This is a genomic window from Sinomonas sp. RB5, from assembly GCF_054063535.1.
The window spans coordinates 51,837-67,815 of record NZ_JBSSGJ010000003.1; the positions used below are offsets into that span (position 1 = coordinate 51,837).

16 protein-coding genes are annotated in these 15,979 nt (G+C 73.4%); 8 read left to right on the top strand and 8 right to left on the bottom strand.

All coding sequences use genetic code 11. The features are described 5' to 3' along the window. Window positions 1–94: 94 nt before the first annotated feature. Window positions 95–1,648 (bottom strand): MFS transporter, encoded by a 1,554-nt coding sequence (locus ACVWWH_RS05075; protein WP_457315878.1) that lies wholly within the window; start codon window positions 1,646–1,648, stop codon window positions 95–97. Between the two features lie 77 nt (window positions 1,649–1,725). Here ACVWWH_RS05075 and ACVWWH_RS05080 point away from each other — a divergent pair, with 77 nt between their 5' ends. From ACVWWH_RS05080 to ACVWWH_RS05095, 4 genes are all read left to right on the top strand, one after another. Continuing rightward, on the top strand, window positions 1,726–2,265 hold the full coding sequence (locus ACVWWH_RS05080) for a TetR/AcrR family transcriptional regulator (protein WP_066494442.1): 540 nt from the start codon (window positions 1,726–1,728) through the stop codon (window positions 2,263–2,265). Window positions 2,266–2,385: 120 nt separating this feature from the next. Next, window positions 2,386–3,255 (top strand): tryptophan 2,3-dioxygenase, encoded by an 870-nt coding sequence (gene kynA, locus ACVWWH_RS05085; RefSeq protein ID WP_457315879.1) that lies wholly within the window; start codon window positions 2,386–2,388, stop codon window positions 3,253–3,255. A gap of 3 nt (window positions 3,256–3,258) precedes the next feature. Beyond that, complete coding sequence (locus tag ACVWWH_RS05090; RefSeq protein WP_457315880.1) at window positions 3,259–4,578, top strand: kynureninase; 1,320 nt, start codon at window positions 3,259–3,261, stop codon at window positions 4,576–4,578. Further along, the gene (locus ACVWWH_RS05095) at window positions 4,575–5,489 is read left to right on the top strand and encodes a PaaX family transcriptional regulator (protein ID WP_457315881.1); all 915 of its coding nucleotides are present in this window, start codon (window positions 4,575–4,577) and stop codon (window positions 5,487–5,489) included. Before ACVWWH_RS05090 ends, ACVWWH_RS05095 begins: the two co-directional genes overlap by 4 nt. Window positions 5,490–5,523: 34 nt before the next feature. Here the strand turns inward: ACVWWH_RS05095 and ACVWWH_RS05100 are convergent, their stop codons facing one another. Together ACVWWH_RS05100 and ACVWWH_RS05105 are read right to left on the bottom strand one after the other, a co-directional pair. Next, the gene (locus tag ACVWWH_RS05100) at window positions 5,524–5,769 is read right to left on the bottom strand and encodes a hypothetical protein (protein WP_066494451.1); all 246 of its coding nucleotides are present in this window, start codon (window positions 5,767–5,769) and stop codon (window positions 5,524–5,526) included. Between the two features lie 132 nt (window positions 5,770–5,901). Then, entirely contained in the window at window positions 5,902–6,996 is a 1,095-nt protein-coding gene (locus ACVWWH_RS05105; protein WP_457315882.1) for an alanine racemase, read from the bottom strand. Window positions 6,997–7,125: 129 nt separating this feature from the next. On the opposite strand from ACVWWH_RS05105, the gene ACVWWH_RS05110 reads away from it, so the two are divergent. Together ACVWWH_RS05110 and ACVWWH_RS05115 are read left to right on the top strand one after the other, a co-directional pair. Beyond that, entirely contained in the window at window positions 7,126–7,500 is a 375-nt protein-coding gene (locus tag ACVWWH_RS05110; protein WP_066494454.1) for a VOC family protein, read from the top strand. 85 nt (window positions 7,501–7,585) lie between these two features. Further along, on the top strand, window positions 7,586–7,804 hold the full coding sequence (locus ACVWWH_RS05115) for a hypothetical protein (protein ID WP_457315883.1): 219 nt from the start codon (window positions 7,586–7,588) through the stop codon (window positions 7,802–7,804). A 42-nt stretch (window positions 7,805–7,846) separates the two neighbouring features. On the opposite strand, the gene ACVWWH_RS05120 is transcribed toward ACVWWH_RS05115, so the two are convergent. Continuing rightward, the gene (locus ACVWWH_RS05120) at window positions 7,847–8,302 is read right to left on the bottom strand and encodes a DUF5997 family protein (RefSeq protein WP_457315884.1); all 456 of its coding nucleotides are present in this window, start codon (window positions 8,300–8,302) and stop codon (window positions 7,847–7,849) included. A 22-nt stretch (window positions 8,303–8,324) separates the two neighbouring features. Between ACVWWH_RS05120 and ACVWWH_RS05125 the strand changes: the two genes are divergently transcribed. Then, a complete protein-coding gene (locus ACVWWH_RS05125; protein WP_457315885.1) occupies window positions 8,325–9,083 on the top strand; it encodes a LysR family transcriptional regulator substrate-binding protein in 759 nt (252 codons plus the stop codon). A 155-nt stretch (window positions 9,084–9,238) separates the two neighbouring features. After that, window positions 9,239–10,036: an alpha/beta fold hydrolase gene (locus ACVWWH_RS05130; protein ID WP_066494460.1), complete on the top strand. Its 798-nt coding sequence runs from the start codon at window positions 9,239–9,241 to the stop codon at window positions 10,034–10,036. 36 nt (window positions 10,037–10,072) lie between these two features. On the opposite strand, the gene ACVWWH_RS05135 is transcribed toward ACVWWH_RS05130, so the two are convergent. The 4 genes from ACVWWH_RS05135 to ACVWWH_RS05150 form a co-directional block, all read right to left on the bottom strand. After that, window positions 10,073–10,543 (bottom strand): NUDIX domain-containing protein, encoded by a 471-nt coding sequence (locus ACVWWH_RS05135; RefSeq protein ID WP_066494462.1) that lies wholly within the window; start codon window positions 10,541–10,543, stop codon window positions 10,073–10,075. Between the two features lie 106 nt (window positions 10,544–10,649). Beyond that, the gene (locus ACVWWH_RS05140; RefSeq protein ID WP_457315886.1) at window positions 10,650–11,204 is read right to left on the bottom strand and encodes a hypothetical protein; all 555 of its coding nucleotides are present in this window, start codon (window positions 11,202–11,204) and stop codon (window positions 10,650–10,652) included. A gap of 221 nt (window positions 11,205–11,425) precedes the next feature. Then, a complete protein-coding gene (locus ACVWWH_RS05145) occupies window positions 11,426–12,004 on the bottom strand; it encodes a VanZ family protein (RefSeq protein WP_457315887.1) in 579 nt (192 codons plus the stop codon). Window positions 12,005–12,195: 191 nt separating this feature from the next. Continuing rightward, window positions 12,196–15,891 carry a proline dehydrogenase family protein gene (locus ACVWWH_RS05150; protein ID WP_457315888.1) on the bottom strand — a complete coding sequence of 1,232 codons (3,696 nt, stop codon included), beginning with the start codon at window positions 15,889–15,891 and terminating at the stop codon, window positions 12,196–12,198. Between the last annotated feature and the right edge of the window lie 88 nt (window positions 15,892–15,979).

Here is a 15,979-nt window from a genome sequence, read left to right on the forward strand (position 1 = left end):
CGCGGGGAGCGGGGCGTTGCGCCCACGCGCTTCCGATCCTAGGGTGCCAAATGTTGGGTTGAGCAGGGTGCGCGGCGTCCGGACTGTGCCCAACTCAGCATTTCCGCCCGCCTCGGGGCGCCCGCAGGACCCGCAGGACGACGACGGCGGCCCCCACCATGAGCGCCGCGCCGAGGGCGGCCGTGTACGCGACGCCGGAGTCGAAGGCCCGGTGGGCCGAGTCCAGGAGGGCCCCGGCGGCATCGGCGGGCAGGAGCCCGGCGGCCTCGACGGCGCCCCCGAGCGTCTCGCGCGCCCTGGCCGCGGCCTCGGCAGGGAGCCCGGCCGGCACCTGCACCCTGGCCCGGTACGCCGCGCCCAGGATGCTCCCGAGCACCGCCGTGCCGAGGACCGCCCCGAGCTCGTAGGCCGTCTCGGAGATGGCCGACGCCGCCCCGGCCTTGGCGGGCGGCACGGAGGCCAGGATGAGGTCATTGGAGAGCGTCTCCGCCAGGCCCACGCCCGCGCCGGTCACCGCGAAGCCCGCCAGGAGCCCCGCGAGCGAGCCGTCCCGCCCGGCCCCGAGCACCACCGCGTACCCGAGGCCGTTCATCAGCAGCCCGGCCACCATGACCGACCTGACCGAGAACCGGGCCGCGAGCCGCACCGCCGCGAGGCCGGCCACCACGGAGAGGACCATGCCCGGCAGCATGAGCAGCCCGGCCTCGAACGGCTCCTTCCCGGCCACGAGCTGGAGGTGCTGGGAGAGGAAGAACATGAACCCGACGAGCGAGAAGATGCTCAGCAGGTTGGCCGCGAGCCCCGCGCTGAACGCCGGACGGGCGAAGAGGCGGACATCGAGCATGGGGCCACGGCCGCCCGCGGCACGGCCGAGCTGGCGGCGCACGAAGGCTGCACCCAGCCCGAGCCCGAGGAGGATCGCGGCGGCGGGGGCGGGGCCGGCGTCGTGCGCGAGCGCTTTGATGCCTCCCACGAGGGCGACGGCGGCGCACACCACGAGCGCGATCCCCACCGGGTCGACGGGCGACGGCGCGGGGTCGCGGGATTCGGGCACGAGGACCGGGGCGAGGGCCAGGGCCGGGACGAGGAGGGGCACGGCCAGGAGGAAGACGGAGCCCCAGGCGAAGTGCTCGAGGAGCGCCCCGCCCACGAGGGGACCGAGCGCGGCGCCGCCGGAGAAGACCGAGGCCCAGATGGCGACGGCCAGGCGGCGCTCACGGTCGTCGGCGAAGATGTTCCGGATCAGGGACAGGGTGGCCGGCATGATCATCGAGCCGAACACGCCGATGAGCGCCCGCGCCGCGATGAGCTGGGCCGGGGTGGCGGCGAACGCCGCGGCAGCGGAGACACCGGCGAAGCCCGTGGCGCCGATGAGGAGGATGCGGCGCCTGCCGATGCGATCGCCGACCGACCCCATGGGCACGAGCAGTCCCGCGAGGACGAGGGAGTAGACGTCCACGATCCACAGCATCTCGGTCCCGGTGGGCGCGAGCGCGAGTGAGATCGCGGGGACCGCGAAGCTCAGCACCGTGTTGTCGACGGCGGTGAGCAGCACCGGGAACATGAGCGCGGCGAGGGCGAGCCAGCGGCGCGCGGCGGTCTGGGGGGCGACGAGGCGGGGTGATGCCTGGGCGGTGGCCTGGTTCATCGGGGGCTCCTGGGGTGGGGGTAGCTGTAACTATACCGTCTGGACGGTATTGTGACAACGCCGCGTACAGTGTCCCTATGCCCAGACCCCCCAAGGCCCGCGCGGCGATCCTCGACGCCTACCGCGACCTCCTCGTCTCCGATGGCGAGCGGGCGGCGACCATGGACGCCGTCGCCGCGGCGGCCGGCGTCTCCAAGGGCGGCCTGCTGTACCACTTCAGGAGCAAGGACGCCCTGGCCGAGGGGCTGCTCGGGCGGCTGGCCGAGGCCGCCGCCGAGGACCGGGAGCGCATGGCGTCCGCCGCCGAGGGGCCGTCGCGGTACTTCGTGCGGACGTCGGTGAGCACGGGGTCCGACCTGGACCTCCTGTTCGTCGCCACCGTGCGGCTCGCGCAGGCCGGGCACGCGGGGGCTCTCGCCGCGCTCGAGGAGCTCGACGCCGCCTGGCTCGAGATCATCCGGCGCGAAGTCCCGGACCCTGACGCCTCCGCTGCGATCATGCTCGTGGGGGAGGGGCTGTACCACTACTCCACGCTCGCCGGCGGTTGGCCGGAGGCCGCGTTCGGGACGAGCCTCGAAGGGCTGCTCGCCGTCGTGGACCGGCTGCGCGGGGCGTGACGGCCGCCTCGCGGCGAGGGCTCAGACGGTTCGCCCAGGCAGGCGGCCCGCCCCGGCGGTCGGGCGCTTGGCACGATTTCACACTCTTGACGATCGTCATGATCCTGATATCGTCGAAGCATGTCCCCCACCACACCGGCCGAGGCCGAGGGCGTGAGGAAGATCGAGGACTCCGTCCGCACCGACTTCCACGGCGCCATGACGTACGGGCGCTACCTCGCCCTCGACCAGCTCCTGCACGCCCAGCACCCGCAGAGCCAGCCGGAGCACCACGACGAGCTGCTGTTCATCGTCCAGCACCAGACCAGTGAACTCTGGCTCAAGCTCGTGCTCCACGAGCTCCTCGAGGCCCGCCGGCTCATGGACGCCGACGACCTCGGCAAGGCGCTCAAGTGCCTGGCCCGCGTCAAGGCCATCCAGCGCACCCTCACCGAGCAGTGGAGCGTCCTCGGGACCCTCACGCCCCGCGAGTACGCGCAGTTCCGGGGCTGGCTCGGCAACTCCTCGGGCTTCCAGTCCTACCAGTACCGGGCCATCGAGTTCGTACTCGGCAACAAGCACCGCGGCATGCTCAAGGTGTTCACGAGCGAGCCCGAGGCGCACGCCCTGCTCTCCCGGATCCTCGAGGAGCCCACGGTGTACGACGCCTTCCTGCGGCTGATCGCCCGCAGCGGCTACGACATCCCCGAAGCCGTGCTGGACCGCGATGTCAGCGAGCCCTGGACCCTGCACGAGGACCTCGTGCCCGTCTTCCAGCGCATCTACGAGGAGGACTCCACCCCGTGGGGCCTCTACGAGGCGTGCGAGAGCCTCGTGGACCTCGAGGACAACTTCCAGTCCTGGCGCTTCCGCCACCTGCGCACCGTCCAGCGCACCATCGGCTTCAAGCGCGGCACGGGCGGGTCCTCGGGCGTCGACTTCCTCAAGCGCGCCCTCGATCTGACCTTCTTCCCCGAGCTGTACGCCGTCCGCACCGAGATCGGAGCCTGAGCCGTGACCTCCGCAAGCACCTCCGCCCCCCGCGCGCACGACGCCGCCGCCTCGCCCGCCGCCGTCGGCCTCCCTCCCGCGCTCCCCAGCCTCGACGCGGCCGCGCTCGACGCCGCCGATCCGCTCGCGCGCTTCCGCGACCGCTTCCTCGGGGCCGGCGGCCCGGACGGGGACGGCGTCGTCGCCTACCTCGACGGCAACTCGCTCGGCCGCCCGCTCGCCGACCTCGGGGAGCGGCTGGCAGAGTTCACGGCCGGCCCGTGGGGCAACCGGCTCATCCGGGCCTGGGACGAGCGGTGGATGGACGAGCCGGTCCGGCTCGGCGACCGCCTCGCCGAGGTCGTCCTGGGCGCCGGACCCGGGCAGACGGTCGTCGCGGACTCGACCTCGGTCATGATCTACAAGCTCGTCCGCGCCGCCCTCGACGAACAGGCCCGCTCCGACGCACGCCGGGACGAGATCGTCATCGACCGGGGGAACTTCCCCACCGACCGCTTCCTCGTGGAGGGCATCGCGGCCGAGCGCGGCGCCACGATCCGGTGGATCGAGCCCGACCCCGCCACCGGGGTGACCCCCGCGAACGTCGAGGCCGCGCTCTCCCCGCGCACCGCCGTCGTGCTCCTGAGCCACGTGGCCTACCGCTCCGGGTTCATCGCGGACGCGGCGGCGATCACCGACGCCGTGCACCGCGCGGGCGCGCTCGTGGTGTGGGACCTGTGCCACTCGGCCGGGTCGGTTCCCCTCGAGCTGGACGCGTGGGGCGTGGACCTGGCGGTGGGCTGCACGTACAAGTACCTCAACGGGGGCCCCGGCTCGCCCGCCTTCGGCTACGTGCGCGCCGGCCTCCAGGACCAGCTCCTCCAGCCGATCTGGGGCTGGATGGGCGCCGCGGACCCGTTCGGCATGACCGAGTCCTACGCGCCGGCCTCCGGGATCCGCCGCTTCATCACCGGCACCCCGCCGATCCTCGCCCTGCAGCCGCTGGCCGCCATGGTCGAGGTCATCGCCGAGGCCGGCATGGACGCCATCCGGGCCAAGTCCGTGCTGCTCACCGAGTTCGCGGCGGCCCTGGCGGGGCGGCTCCTGGCACCCTACGGCGTCGAGCTCGCGAGCCCGAGCGACCCCGCGGTGCGCGGCTCCCACATCACCCTCAACCACCCGCGCTTCCGCGAGGTCACGGCCGCGCTGTGGGAGCGGGGCGTCATCCCGGACTTCCGGCCCCCGCACGGGCTGCGCATCGGGCTCTCGCCGCTGAGCACCTCCTTCGCCGAGGTCCAGGCGGGGATCGAGGCGATCCGGGACGTCCTGGCCGAGCTCGCATGAGCGCCGCCGGGCACGCCGGTGCCCCCGCCCACCTCGAGGAGCCAGCCCACCTCGAGGCCCCTGCCCCGCTCGAGGAGCCGCGGGTCGCGGACGACATGGTCTCGCGGCCCGGCAGCGCGGTCTCGCTCCTGCGCACGGTCGTGGGCCTGTACCTGCGCGAGGCGGGCGGCTGGATGCCGGCGGAGGCGTTCCTCGCCCTGCTCGGCACCCTCGGCGTGCCGGTCCCGCAGGCGCGGACCGCGCTGAGCCGGGTCAAGGGGCGGGGCCTGCTGGCGGCGGAGGCGCGCGACGGCGTGGCCGGCTTCGCACTCGCCCCCGGGGCCGCGGCGATGCTCGCCCGCGGCGACCGGCGCATCCACGAGCCGCGCAGCATGGCGGCCGACGGCGAGTGGTGCCTCATCGTCTTCTCCATCCCGGAGACGATGCGCGACGCCCGGCACCAGCTGCGCAAGCAGCTGATGTGGATCGGCTGCGGAACCGTCGAGGCGGGGGTGTGGATCTGCCCGGAGTTCCTGCGCGGCGAGGTCGAGGACGTCGTCGCCGGGCTCGGGCTCGCAGGCCACGTGGTGCTTTTCACGGCGCGCGGCCTGCCCGCGGGGACCGCCGCGGCCGGGCAGGTGGGGCAGTGGTGGGACCTGGCCGGGATCGCGCGGCTGCATCAGGCGTTCATCGACGGCCAGACGGGGGCCCCCTCGCAGAGCCGGGGGCCCGCGGAGAGCTTCGCCGTGTACGTCAGGTGCATCGACGCCTGGCGCGTCATCCCCTATCTCGACCCGGGCCTGCCGCCCGAGCTGCTTCCCGCCGACTGGCCCGGCCCCGAGTGCATCGCCCTCTTCTGCCGCATCCGCGAGGCGCATGCGGAGGCCGCTGCCGAGTTCGTCCGGCAGGCCCTCGCCACCGCCGGGGGCTGAGCCGCCCGCTCGCGTCCTGGCGCGCTGGCGTCCCTCAGGCGCTGCGGCCCGCGGCGTAGGAGCGCGCCGCCCTCGCCTGCTCGCGCGTGAGCTCCTCGATGCGGCCGCAGGCCAGGCAGAAGAGGGTGAACGGCCGGTGCCGCAGGGCGGCGCCGAAGGCCCGCGCGCTCCCGCCCACTGGTGCGATGGCGTGGTCCGCGAGCGTGTCGCAGGCCGGGCAGTGCAGGGCCGCGATGGTCAGGGTCTCCCGCTGCGGGGCTCCCGATGGGTTGTGACGCATGTTTCCCCCTGCCCGTCCGCCGCGCCGGGCCGAGGCGGAGTCGTCTGGCTGGTGCAAGGCATCGAAATTGACAGGATTTTACTCTTCTGTCACATGCCGGGCAAGAGGTCCTTGGGCACCCGCGGCGAGCGGTTACCGGTTCCGCCCCCGGGCGGCCACCTGCCAGCGGTCCACGATCTCCCCACCGCTGACCACGGTGACCTCGTCGACGAGGTTCACGGCCACGCAGACGTGGTTCGGGACCACGCGCAGGCGCTCGCCGAGCGCGGGGAGGGCGGCGCCGTCCGGGAAGACCACGGTGGCGTGGTGCTCCGAGAGGCCGGTGATCCATGCCTCGGGGACGTCGGCGAGCCGGCCGAACCCGGTGGCCCAGCCCGGCCGGTCCCCGCCCAGGACCTTGCTGCCGGCATCGAGCACCACGCGCCGCGGCACGTCGGAGGAGCCCTCATGGCGGCTCACCACGGTCGCGGCGACGGTGAGGGCCACGTCCTCGGGCGCGCAGCGGCCCAGCTCGAGCTGTTGGGCATCGCCGAACACGTAGACACCGGGGCGGACCTCGTTGGTAGGCCCGGCCTCAGTGAGGAGGGCGCTCGGGGTGGACCCGCCGCTGACCCGGGTGACGTCGAACCCCGCCTCGGCGAGCAGCCGCGCCGATTCGGCGAGGGCCCGCCGCTCCGCCTCGGCCGCCTCGGCCGGCATGCCCGGGGCGTAGGAGTGGCCGGGGAAGGTGAAGACGCCGGCCACGCGCAGTCCGGCGTCCGCCGCCGCGCGCGCCACCCCGACCGCCTGCTCGGGCGTCACCCCGCTGCGGTGGTGGCCGCTGTCGATCTCGACGAGGACCTCGACCTTGGCCCCGGCCAGATGGGCGCCCATCGCGCGGGCGGCCTCGGCCGAGTCGGTGCCCACCGCGATCCTCGCCCGATGCGCGAGCCGGCGGAGCCGTTCCCCGCTCCGCTCGGTGACCGAGAGGGGGTAGGCGATGAACAGGTCCGCGGCGCCGTGCTCGGCGAACACCTCGGCCTCGCCGATCGTGGCGACGGTGAGGCCCACGGCGCCGGCGGCCAGCTGCAGCGCGGCGATCTCGGGGATCTTGTGCGTCTTCGCGTGCGGTCGGAGGGCGAGGCCCTTGGCCGCCACGCCCGCGGCCATGCGCTCGATGTTCCGCCGCAGCGCGTCGGCGTCCACCATGATCTCGGGGGTGTCGATCTGCGGGGGGACAGCGCTCACGGTTGCTCCTGGGCTCGGGGTCGGGCGGAACCCAGCTTAGGCCGGGCGGGCAGGCGCGGCGCAGGCGCGGCGTCGGGCGCGCTGCCTGAGGCCTAGGCCGGCCTGCAGGAGCGTGCCTAGGCTGTGCGGATGAGGATCAAGATGTGCTCCATCCACGTGACCGACCCCGCCTCGGCCTTCGATTTCTACACCTCGGTCCTCGGCTTCGACTCCCTGCTCGCGATGCCCGAGGCGAACCTGTTCATCGTCACCACCCCGGACTCCGGCGGCGTGGGCCTGCTGCTCGAGCCGAGCGACAACCCCGTCGCCGAGGCGTACCGCCGGGGCGTGTACGACGCCGGGCTGCCGGCCATCGTCCTGGGCTCGCCGGACGTGGTGGGGGACTACGAGCGCCTCCGCGACGCCGGGCTCGAGTTCCGGGGCGAGCCCGTTGAGGATCCCTCGGGCATGTCCGCCGTGTTCGACGACCGGCACGGCAACTGGATCCAGCTCCATCAGGACTGAAGCCTCCGGCGCAGGGCCCGCCCGCACATCCGCGTCACAGCTTGGCGCGGGCAGCCTCACAGCGCGGCGCGCGAGGCTGGAGGGCATGGAATCCTCGAACAGCCGCCGCCCTCGGCGCGCCCGCCTCCGGTCCGCGATCCTCGCCGCCCTGGGCGTCGCCGTGTTCGGCCTGGCGGCGCTGCCGGCCCAGGAGGCACAGGCCGCCGGCATCGTGGCCGGCGTCCGGCACGTCTCCGCGGTGGAGGGTGCGGCAGCGGCCGCGCAGCCGCCCGCGGCGTCGCGCCGGGACGGGCAGCAGGCCTAGGGCGCCGGGGTGTCCAGCCGCGCGGCTCGGGCCGGGGGCGCCTCAGCCGTGGCGGCCGCCCCGCATCGACCGCTCCGCCGCGGCGCCGTGCGCCCCGGACGCCGCACGCGCCGCCTTCTCCTCTGCCGCGGCCTTGACGCGCCGCGCCTCCTCGCGCACCGCGGCCATGTTGGCCCGTTCCTCCTGGAGCCACTGCGGCCGGTTGTTGAGCAGCTCGGTGATCTGCTCCGTGGTGAGCGGCTCCGTGATGCCTCCGCGGGCGAGGCCCGAGATCGTCACGTTGAGCTTCTGCGCCACGACCGGACGAGGGTGCGGCCCGTGCTCGCGCAGCTCGGTGAGCCACGCGGGCGGGTTCTCGCGCAGCTGGTCGAAGTCCTCGCGGGAGACCGTGCCCTCCTGGAACTCCGCGGGGGCGGCGGGCAGGAAGATCCCGAGCTTCTTGGCGGCGGTGGCCGGCTTCATGGACTGGGACGCGCTGCCCTTGGGGTTCGAGCTCATGGATCAAGGCTACCGTTGACGCATGCAGTCCGAGAGTGCCCAGGCCCTGAAGGTTGCCTTCGTCGCGGGGGTCGCGCCGGGCAAGTGGTTCCACCGGTGGGAGGAGCGCTTCCCGGACGTGCCGCTGGCCTCCCTGATGGTCGACGACGCCGACCAGCTCTCCGTGCTCCGCGACGGACGGGCGGACGTGGCCTTCGTCCGGCTCCCGGTGGACAGGGAGCGCGAACAGCTGCACGTCATCCCGCTCTACGAGGAGCTCCCTGTGGTGGTGGCCCCGAAGGGCCACGAGATCCAGGCCTTCGAGGAGATTCCCCTCGCCGAGGTCGAGGACGAGCTCTTCGAGTACGACGGCGGGCCCTCCGAACGCCTGGACCTCGTCGAGGGCGGTGCGGGGCTCGCGATCATGCCCATGTCGGTGGTGCGGCACTTCAACCGCAAGGATCTGCGCTATCGGCCGGTGACGGGCATGGACCCGTACGGGGTCGGGGTGGCGTGGCGGCGGGAGGACGAGTCCGAGCACGTCCAGGAGTTCATCGGCGTGGTCCGGGGGCGCGGTGCGAACAGCTCGCGGCAGGCTTCCGTGCAGCGGGACCAGGCCGAGGCCGCCAAGAAGCGCCGCGAGGACCGGGCCGCGTCGCAGTCCAAGGAAGCCAAGGCCCGCAACGAGGCGAGCCGGGCGGCCAAGGCCACGCGCACGGGCGGCGGGCGCGGGCGTGCCTCAGGCAGGCGCGGGCCCTCGGCCGGTGGGCGTCCGGGCGCGGGGAAGCGCCGGGGCCGCTGATCGGGCGACGGCCCTCCCGGCGCGACGTGTACGCGGTTAGCCTGAGCAGGATGGAACGCTCTGCGGCGGCGAACGGCCACGGCCCGGCCTGCGCGGCGGGCACCGCGGGTGCCCGCCGCCGGTTCCTCCGCGTCGGCGGCAGGCGGTAGGGCGCCATGGAGCAGACCGACCGCGCCAACCCCTTCGAGGGCATGCCCTCCTTCAGGCTCGGGTCCGGGCCGCCGCTCGTGGTGATCCCGGGGCTGACCCCTCGGCACGAGGTCCCGCGCGGGCCCGCCTTCCTCGCCGAGTCCCAGCCGCTGGGCCCCCTCGCGCGGCAGCGCGAGGTCTGGTGGGTGAACCGGCGCTCGGGGCTGCCCCCGGAGACCACCATGGCGGACATCGCAGCGGACTACGCCGAGCGGCTGCCGCGGTTCGGGGCGCCCGTGGACGTCCTCGGGATCTCCACCGGGGCGGCCGTGGCCCTCCAGCTGGCGCACGATCGTCCCGAACTCGTCCGCAGGCTCGTCCTCGTGGCGGGCGGCTGCCGGCTCGGGCCGGTGGGAAAGGCGGGCCAGCGGGCGCTCCTGCGCCGGCTCGAGGCCGGAGACCTCCGCGGTGCGGGGATCGAGATGGTCCGGCTCGGCGGGCTGCGTCCGGCAGCGCGCAGCCTCGAGAGCTGGGCCGGGTGGGTCATGGGCCCGCTCATGTACCGCGGCTCCACGACGGACGTCATGGCGGTCCTCCGCGCCGAGGACCGCTTCGACCTCACCGCGCGCCTCGCCGGCATCGAGGTGCCGACCCTCGTGGTGGGCGGCGACGAGGATGCTCCCTACGGCGCCACGGTGTTCCGCGAGACAGCCCGCGGGCTGCCGCGGGGGCGCCTGATCATCTACTACGGCCGCGGCCACGTCGGCATCCCGCTCGCCCCCAGCTTCGCCAGTGACGTCCTCGCGTTCCTCGACGTGCCCTGACGCGCCGCAACTGCGGGACCGGGCCGGCTGCGGGAATCAGCCGAGGCGGGTGAGGAGCGCGTCGAGGATGGGGATCTGGCCCTTGACGAGCTTCACCCGGGCCACGGGCTCGCTGACCCACTCGGCGCGGTCCACTTCGGGGTACTCCTGGACGCGTCCCGAGCCCTTGGGCCACTCGAGGGCGAACGTGTTGCTCACGACGTCGGCCGGCTCGAACTCCGCCTCCGCCGCGAACGCCGTGATCACCTTGCCGGAGGGCTGCCGGAACTCGCCGAGATGCACGTAGTCGGCCTCGGGCGGCGGGCTGCCGATCTCCTCGGCGAACTCACGCTGGGCCGCGGCGAGGGGATCCTCGTCCCCCTCGCACAGCCCCTTGGGCACGGACCAGCCGTGCTCGTCCTTGCGGGCCCAGAACGGGCCGCCCATGTGGGCGATCCAGACCTCCAGCCCGTCCGGGGACCCGGCCGGGCGGCGGTACAGCAGGATGCCCGCGCTCCTCATCGGCATGGAACCTCCATGGCCCCAGCCTACGAGACGCCGCCCTACGAGACGCCGCCGGGGGCCGAGGAAGTCCTCGGCCCCCGGCGGCGGGCGGCTCTGCTGGCGTCAGGGCTCAGTGGCCGTGGTGCGATCCGCTGTGGTCGCCGGACTCCTGCTGGCCGTCCTGGGACGCGTGCTGCTGGGCCGCGCCAGGCACGTACTGGTGCACCCACTGCGACACCCAGCGCGGAGCCGGGGTCGAGGGCCGGGAGTGGGCGGCGATGTAGGCCTGCTTGCCGACCTCCGAGGCCTGCTCGGCAGGGCCGCTCCCGTCCGAGGCGGCGCTCTGCGTCGGATCGGCCGTCTCGGTGGGCTCTGCGGTCTCGCTCGGCTCCGGCGACTCGGACTCGGTCGGCTGGGCGGACTCGGTGGGCTCTGCGGTCTCGCTCGGCTCCGGCGACTCGGACTCGGTCGGCTGGGCCGTCTCGCTGGGCTCTGCGGTCTCGCTCGGCTCGGGCGAGTCCGTCTCGGTCGGCTGGGCCGTCGACGTGGCGGTGGGCTGGTCTGCCGCGGGCTGGACGCCCGGGGCGGCGATGGCGGCGGCCGCGGCTCCGCCGAGGCTGATCGCCCCGGCGGCTACCGCAGCGACCACCAGCTTGTGCGAGGCAAGTGCGCTGAATCTGGACATGAGATCTCTCCTGTTTCGGGGGACGTCTTCCCCGGGGGCATCTGAGATGGCAAGTCTATGATTCGTGACAGAAGCTGTACATGTCACTACTGCACGCGACTATTTCAGAAAAGTTCATGTCGAGAGATGGCTGCGGGCTCCCTGAGAGGCGCACCCAGCACCCACCCTGGCCTCTCCAACGCCGCGCCTCGAGCTGCCAGGGCGAGGACCGTAGTTGGCGCTCACAGGTGCAGTCGGATGACGAAGAGGAAGTAGCACCAGACCGGCAGCGTCACCACCGACACGACGGCCATCGCGGTCCGTTCCAGGGAGTGCTCCCGCAGGAGCGCGGAAAGCAGCCTGAACGTGAAGACTCCGATCATTCCTCCGACGCAGTTCAGGATCACGTCGTCGACGTCCGATGCTCCGACCGCAAAAACACCCTGGATGACCTCCACAGCGGCGCTGACCAAGGCGACCGTGAGCATCGTCGTCCATGCGGCCGCCCGCTGTCGGAGCCACGATACGTAGAACCCGAGCGGGATAAAGATCAGGATGTTCCCGGCGATGTTGGCGAACGCCACTCTTACGGTTCCGGACGAGTGGCTGGACAAAAATTCCGCGATACTCGCGAACGGAATCAGATTGAGCGATCTCTCCGAACCCGGTGCGCGAGAAAAGAGAAGCAGCCTCAAGAGGAAGGCCGTGTAGAGAGCGAAGACGGCGAGGATGATCCCGGTCTCCGCTTTCGCCCGTTTCGTGGCGGATCGCCACCTCGGGTCATCCACCCCAGCTGAGGCGGGTTGGGGTCGCACGTCCATGCGGCGGGACATTACCCAGGGAACCTGTCGTGCTCCTGTGAGATGTAGGTTCGACAACCGCCGAAGCGCCACGAGGTCACGAAGGCCTCCGGGGCGCGCAGGCCCCCTGCGCGCCCCGTCCAGCATGCGGTCCCGCCCGGTGTGGCGTCGCTCCCGGAGCGTGCGGTCCCGCCTGATGCACCGTCGTCGAGTCAGAGCTTGACAGTCATTGCCGTCGGGTTCGGGTTCCCGAAGCGGTGCGCCGTGACGGAGACGGCCTGCTCGTGGAGGAAGGGGAGCAGTTCCACGCGGCCGGCGGACACGACAGGGTGCGCGTAGACGGCCACGTCCGGGGTGCCGCCCACGGCGTCGGCGAGGACCCGCGCGGAGGAGGCCGCGTCGTCGTCCGTCCCGGCGATGAGCCGGACCCGTCCCGACCCCAGGCCCGCCGCGCGCCGCAGCCACGCGGCGGAGTCCTCGACCACCACGGTCACGCCGTGGCGGCGCAGCACGTCCTGGGCCTGCCCCGGAAGGCCGACGGCGGTGCTCACCGTCACGGTGGATCCCGCCACCAGCCCGGCTGCTGCCACCCGCAGCAGTTCGGCAGCCCCGTGTCCCGAGGTCGCCGCGTCGAACCGGACGGTCACCGGGACGGGGCGGTAGCGGAACACGTTGCGCTCGCAGGCCAGTGCCGAGACGTCCTTCGAGACCCCGAACTCTTCGGCCCAGGCTGCGGCGTCCGAGCCGAGGGCGGCCGCCAGCCACGCGGCGTCGTCGGCGGGGAGTGCGGTGCGGGCGGCAGCGAGGAGTTCCGCGGCGGCGCGGCCGAGGTTCCGCTCTGCCGCCGGCGCGGTCCCGTCCGGGGCGTCCGTCCACGAGCCGAGGCCCACGAGGTAGTTGGGGCCGCCGGCCTTCGCCCCGGCGCCGACCGCGGACTTCTTCCAGCCGCCGAAGGGCTGCCGCTGGACGATGGCGCCCGTGATGCCGCGGTTGACGTAGAGGTTGCCGGCCTCGATGTGCCCTGCCCAGTAGTCGATCTCGGCGGCATCGAGGGAGTGGAGGCCGGAGGTGAGGCCGTAGTCGACCCGGTTGACGAGCTGCACGGCCTCCTCGAGCGTCCTGGCGGTCATGACGCCGAGGACGGGGCCGAAGTACTCGGTCAGGTGGTACTCGCTGCCCGGGCGCACGCCTGCGCGCACCCCGGGGCTCCAGAGCTTGCCCGAGTCGTCCAGCTGGCGCGGCTCGAGCACCCAGTGCTCGCCCGGCCCGAGCTCGGTGAGGCCGCGGCGCAGCTTCTCACCCGGAGACTCGATCACGGGGCCCATTTGGCTGCGAGGGTCCCACGGGTAGCCGACGTGGAGCGATTCGACCGCGTCGACGAGCTGGTTGCGGAACCGCTGGGACCGGGCGACGGAGCCTACGAGGACCACGAGCGAGGCGGCCGAGCACTTCTGCCCAGCGTGCCCGAAGGCCGAGTAGGCCACGTCCTTCGCCGCGAGGTCCAGGTCCGCGCTCGGCGTGACGATGATGGCGTTCTTCCCGCTCGTCTCGGCGAGCAGCGGCAGGTCCGGCCGGAAGGAGCGGAACAGCTGCGCGGTCTCGTAGCCGCCCGTCAGGATCACACGGTCGACCTCGGGATGAGCGATGAGCTGCCGGCCGAGCCCCCGCTCGGGCAGCTGGACGAGCTCGAGCACCTCGGGCCCCACCCCGGTCTGCGCGCGCGTCGCCTCGAGCGCCTCCCACAGGGCGGCGACCATGACTGCGCCGCAGCGGCGCGCCTGCTGGGCGGGCTTGATGACGACGCCGGAGCCCGCGGCGAGCGCCGCGAGCGTGGACCCGGCCGGGATCGCCACCGGGAAGTTCCACGGCGGCGTCACGACGGTGAGGCGGCTGGGAACGAAGCGGGCGCCCTCCACGGCGTCGAGCTCGCGGGCCAGCGTCGCGTAGTAGTGGGCGAAGTCGACCGCCTCGGAGACCTCGGGATCGCCCTGGTCGAGGGTCTTGCCGGCCTCGGAGGCCATGGCCTCGAGCAGGCCCGCGCGGTGCCGCTCGAGCGAGCGGCCCATCTCGTCCAGCACGGCGGCGCGCTGGGCGCCGGTGAGCGCGCCCCACGCCTCGCCGGCGGCGGCAGCCGCGCGGACGACGCCGTCGAGCTCGCCCTCGGTGCCGATCGTCGCCTGCTCGATCGTGTCCATGCCGATGCGGCTGTCTTCCGATCGGGCGATGATCGCGCGACCCCAGGCGCGGTTCGCGGGGAGGTCCGGGTCGGTATCCGGGGTGTTGGCGAACCCGGCCCCGGCCTTCCCCCTCGACGTCAGATGCTGGGAGTCGCCCGAGACGGCCTGGAGGAGGCGCTCCCCGGACGGGGCGGGGACGTCCCGGTTGCGGTCCTGCGTCCGGTTCGGGCCAGGAATGGCCGGCCGGCCGTCGGGGCCCGTGAACGGCGCGGAGCCGAGCGCCTCGAGCGAGGCGAGGAAGCGCTCCTTCTCGCGCTCGAAGAGGGCAGCGCCGCGGGGGTCGTCCGAGCCCAGCTCGAAGACCGCGGACATGAAGTTCTCCTGGCTCGCACCCTCCTCGAGGCGGCGGATGAGATAGGCGATGGCGACGTCGAACTCGTCCGGGTGGACCACGGGGGTGTAGAGCAGCAGGTGGCCCACATCGGCCAGGACCGCCTGCGCCTGGGCGGAGGCCATGCCGAGGAGCATCTCGAACTCGATCAGGCCCGAGCCGGCGCTCACCCCGGTGTCCACCCCGCGGGCCTTCGCGAGCAGCCACGCGAGGGCGACGTCGAACAGGTTGTGCCCGGCCACCCCCACGCGCACGTTGGCCAGGTGCTCGGGCGTGAGCGAGTAGTCGAGGATCGCCTTGTAGGACGTGTCGGTCTCGCGCTTGGAGCCCCAGGTGGCCGCCGGCCAGCCGTGGATCTCGGCATCCACGTGCTCCATGGGCAGGTTGGCGCCCTTGACCACGCGCACCTTGATCGGCGCGCCGCCGCCGGCGACGCGCCGCGCGGCCCACTCCTGGAGGTGGACCATCGCCCCGAGGGCGTCGGGAAGGTACGCCTGGAGGACGATCCCGGCCTCGAGCCCCCGGAACTCCTCGCGCTCGAGCAGCTGCGTGAAGACGGCGATGGTCAGGTCGAGGTCCTTGTACTCCTCCATGTCGAGGTTGATGAACTTGCGCGTGGGGGCCGAGGCCGCCAGGCGGTACAGCGGCGTGAGCGACTCGACGATGTGCTCCACCGCCTCCTCGAAGGCCCAGTGGTTGTGCGGGGCCACCGTCGCGGAAACCTTGATCGAGACGTAGTCCACGTCGTCGCGGGCGAGCAGGCGCCGGGTCCCCTCGAGCCGCCGGGCCGCCTCGCCCCGGCCGAGGATCGCCTCTCCGAGCAGGTTCATGTTCAGCCGGATCCCGGGCTTGCGGATCTTGGCGATGGCGGGGCCGAGCCGGGCATCCGAGGCGTCCACGATGAGGTGGCCCACCATCTCGCGCAGCACGCGTCGGGCCACGGGAACCACCACGCCGGGCGCCGCCGGGGCCAGCGCCCCGCCCGCTGCGAGCGCTGCCCGCAGGGGCCACGGAAGGAAGCCGGGCGCCTTGGCCGAGAGGGCCTTGAGGTTGCGGGCCGCGACGCCGAGGTCCTCCGGGCGCACCACACCGTCCACGAAGCCCACGGTGAAGGGCAGGCCGTCCGGGTCCTGGAGCACGCCCGCGAGCTGGGCGGCGGCGGGATCGACCGGAAGCGCGGCGGCGGCGTCGAGCCAGGAGCGGACCTGCGCGACGGCGGCGTCCGCGAGGTCCTGCGGGCGGATCGGATGCGGCGCGGCCGGGGCCGCCGAAGCGGGTGCCTGGGCCGGGGATTCGTCAATGCGGCCCGCAGAGCGCCGGGCCTGGATGTGCGTGGTCATGGAGCCAGTATGTGACGCACAATACGAAAGGAGAAGCGATGATTTCCGATCGATACCCGTGAGGAAATCCGATGAATTGGGAGGCATC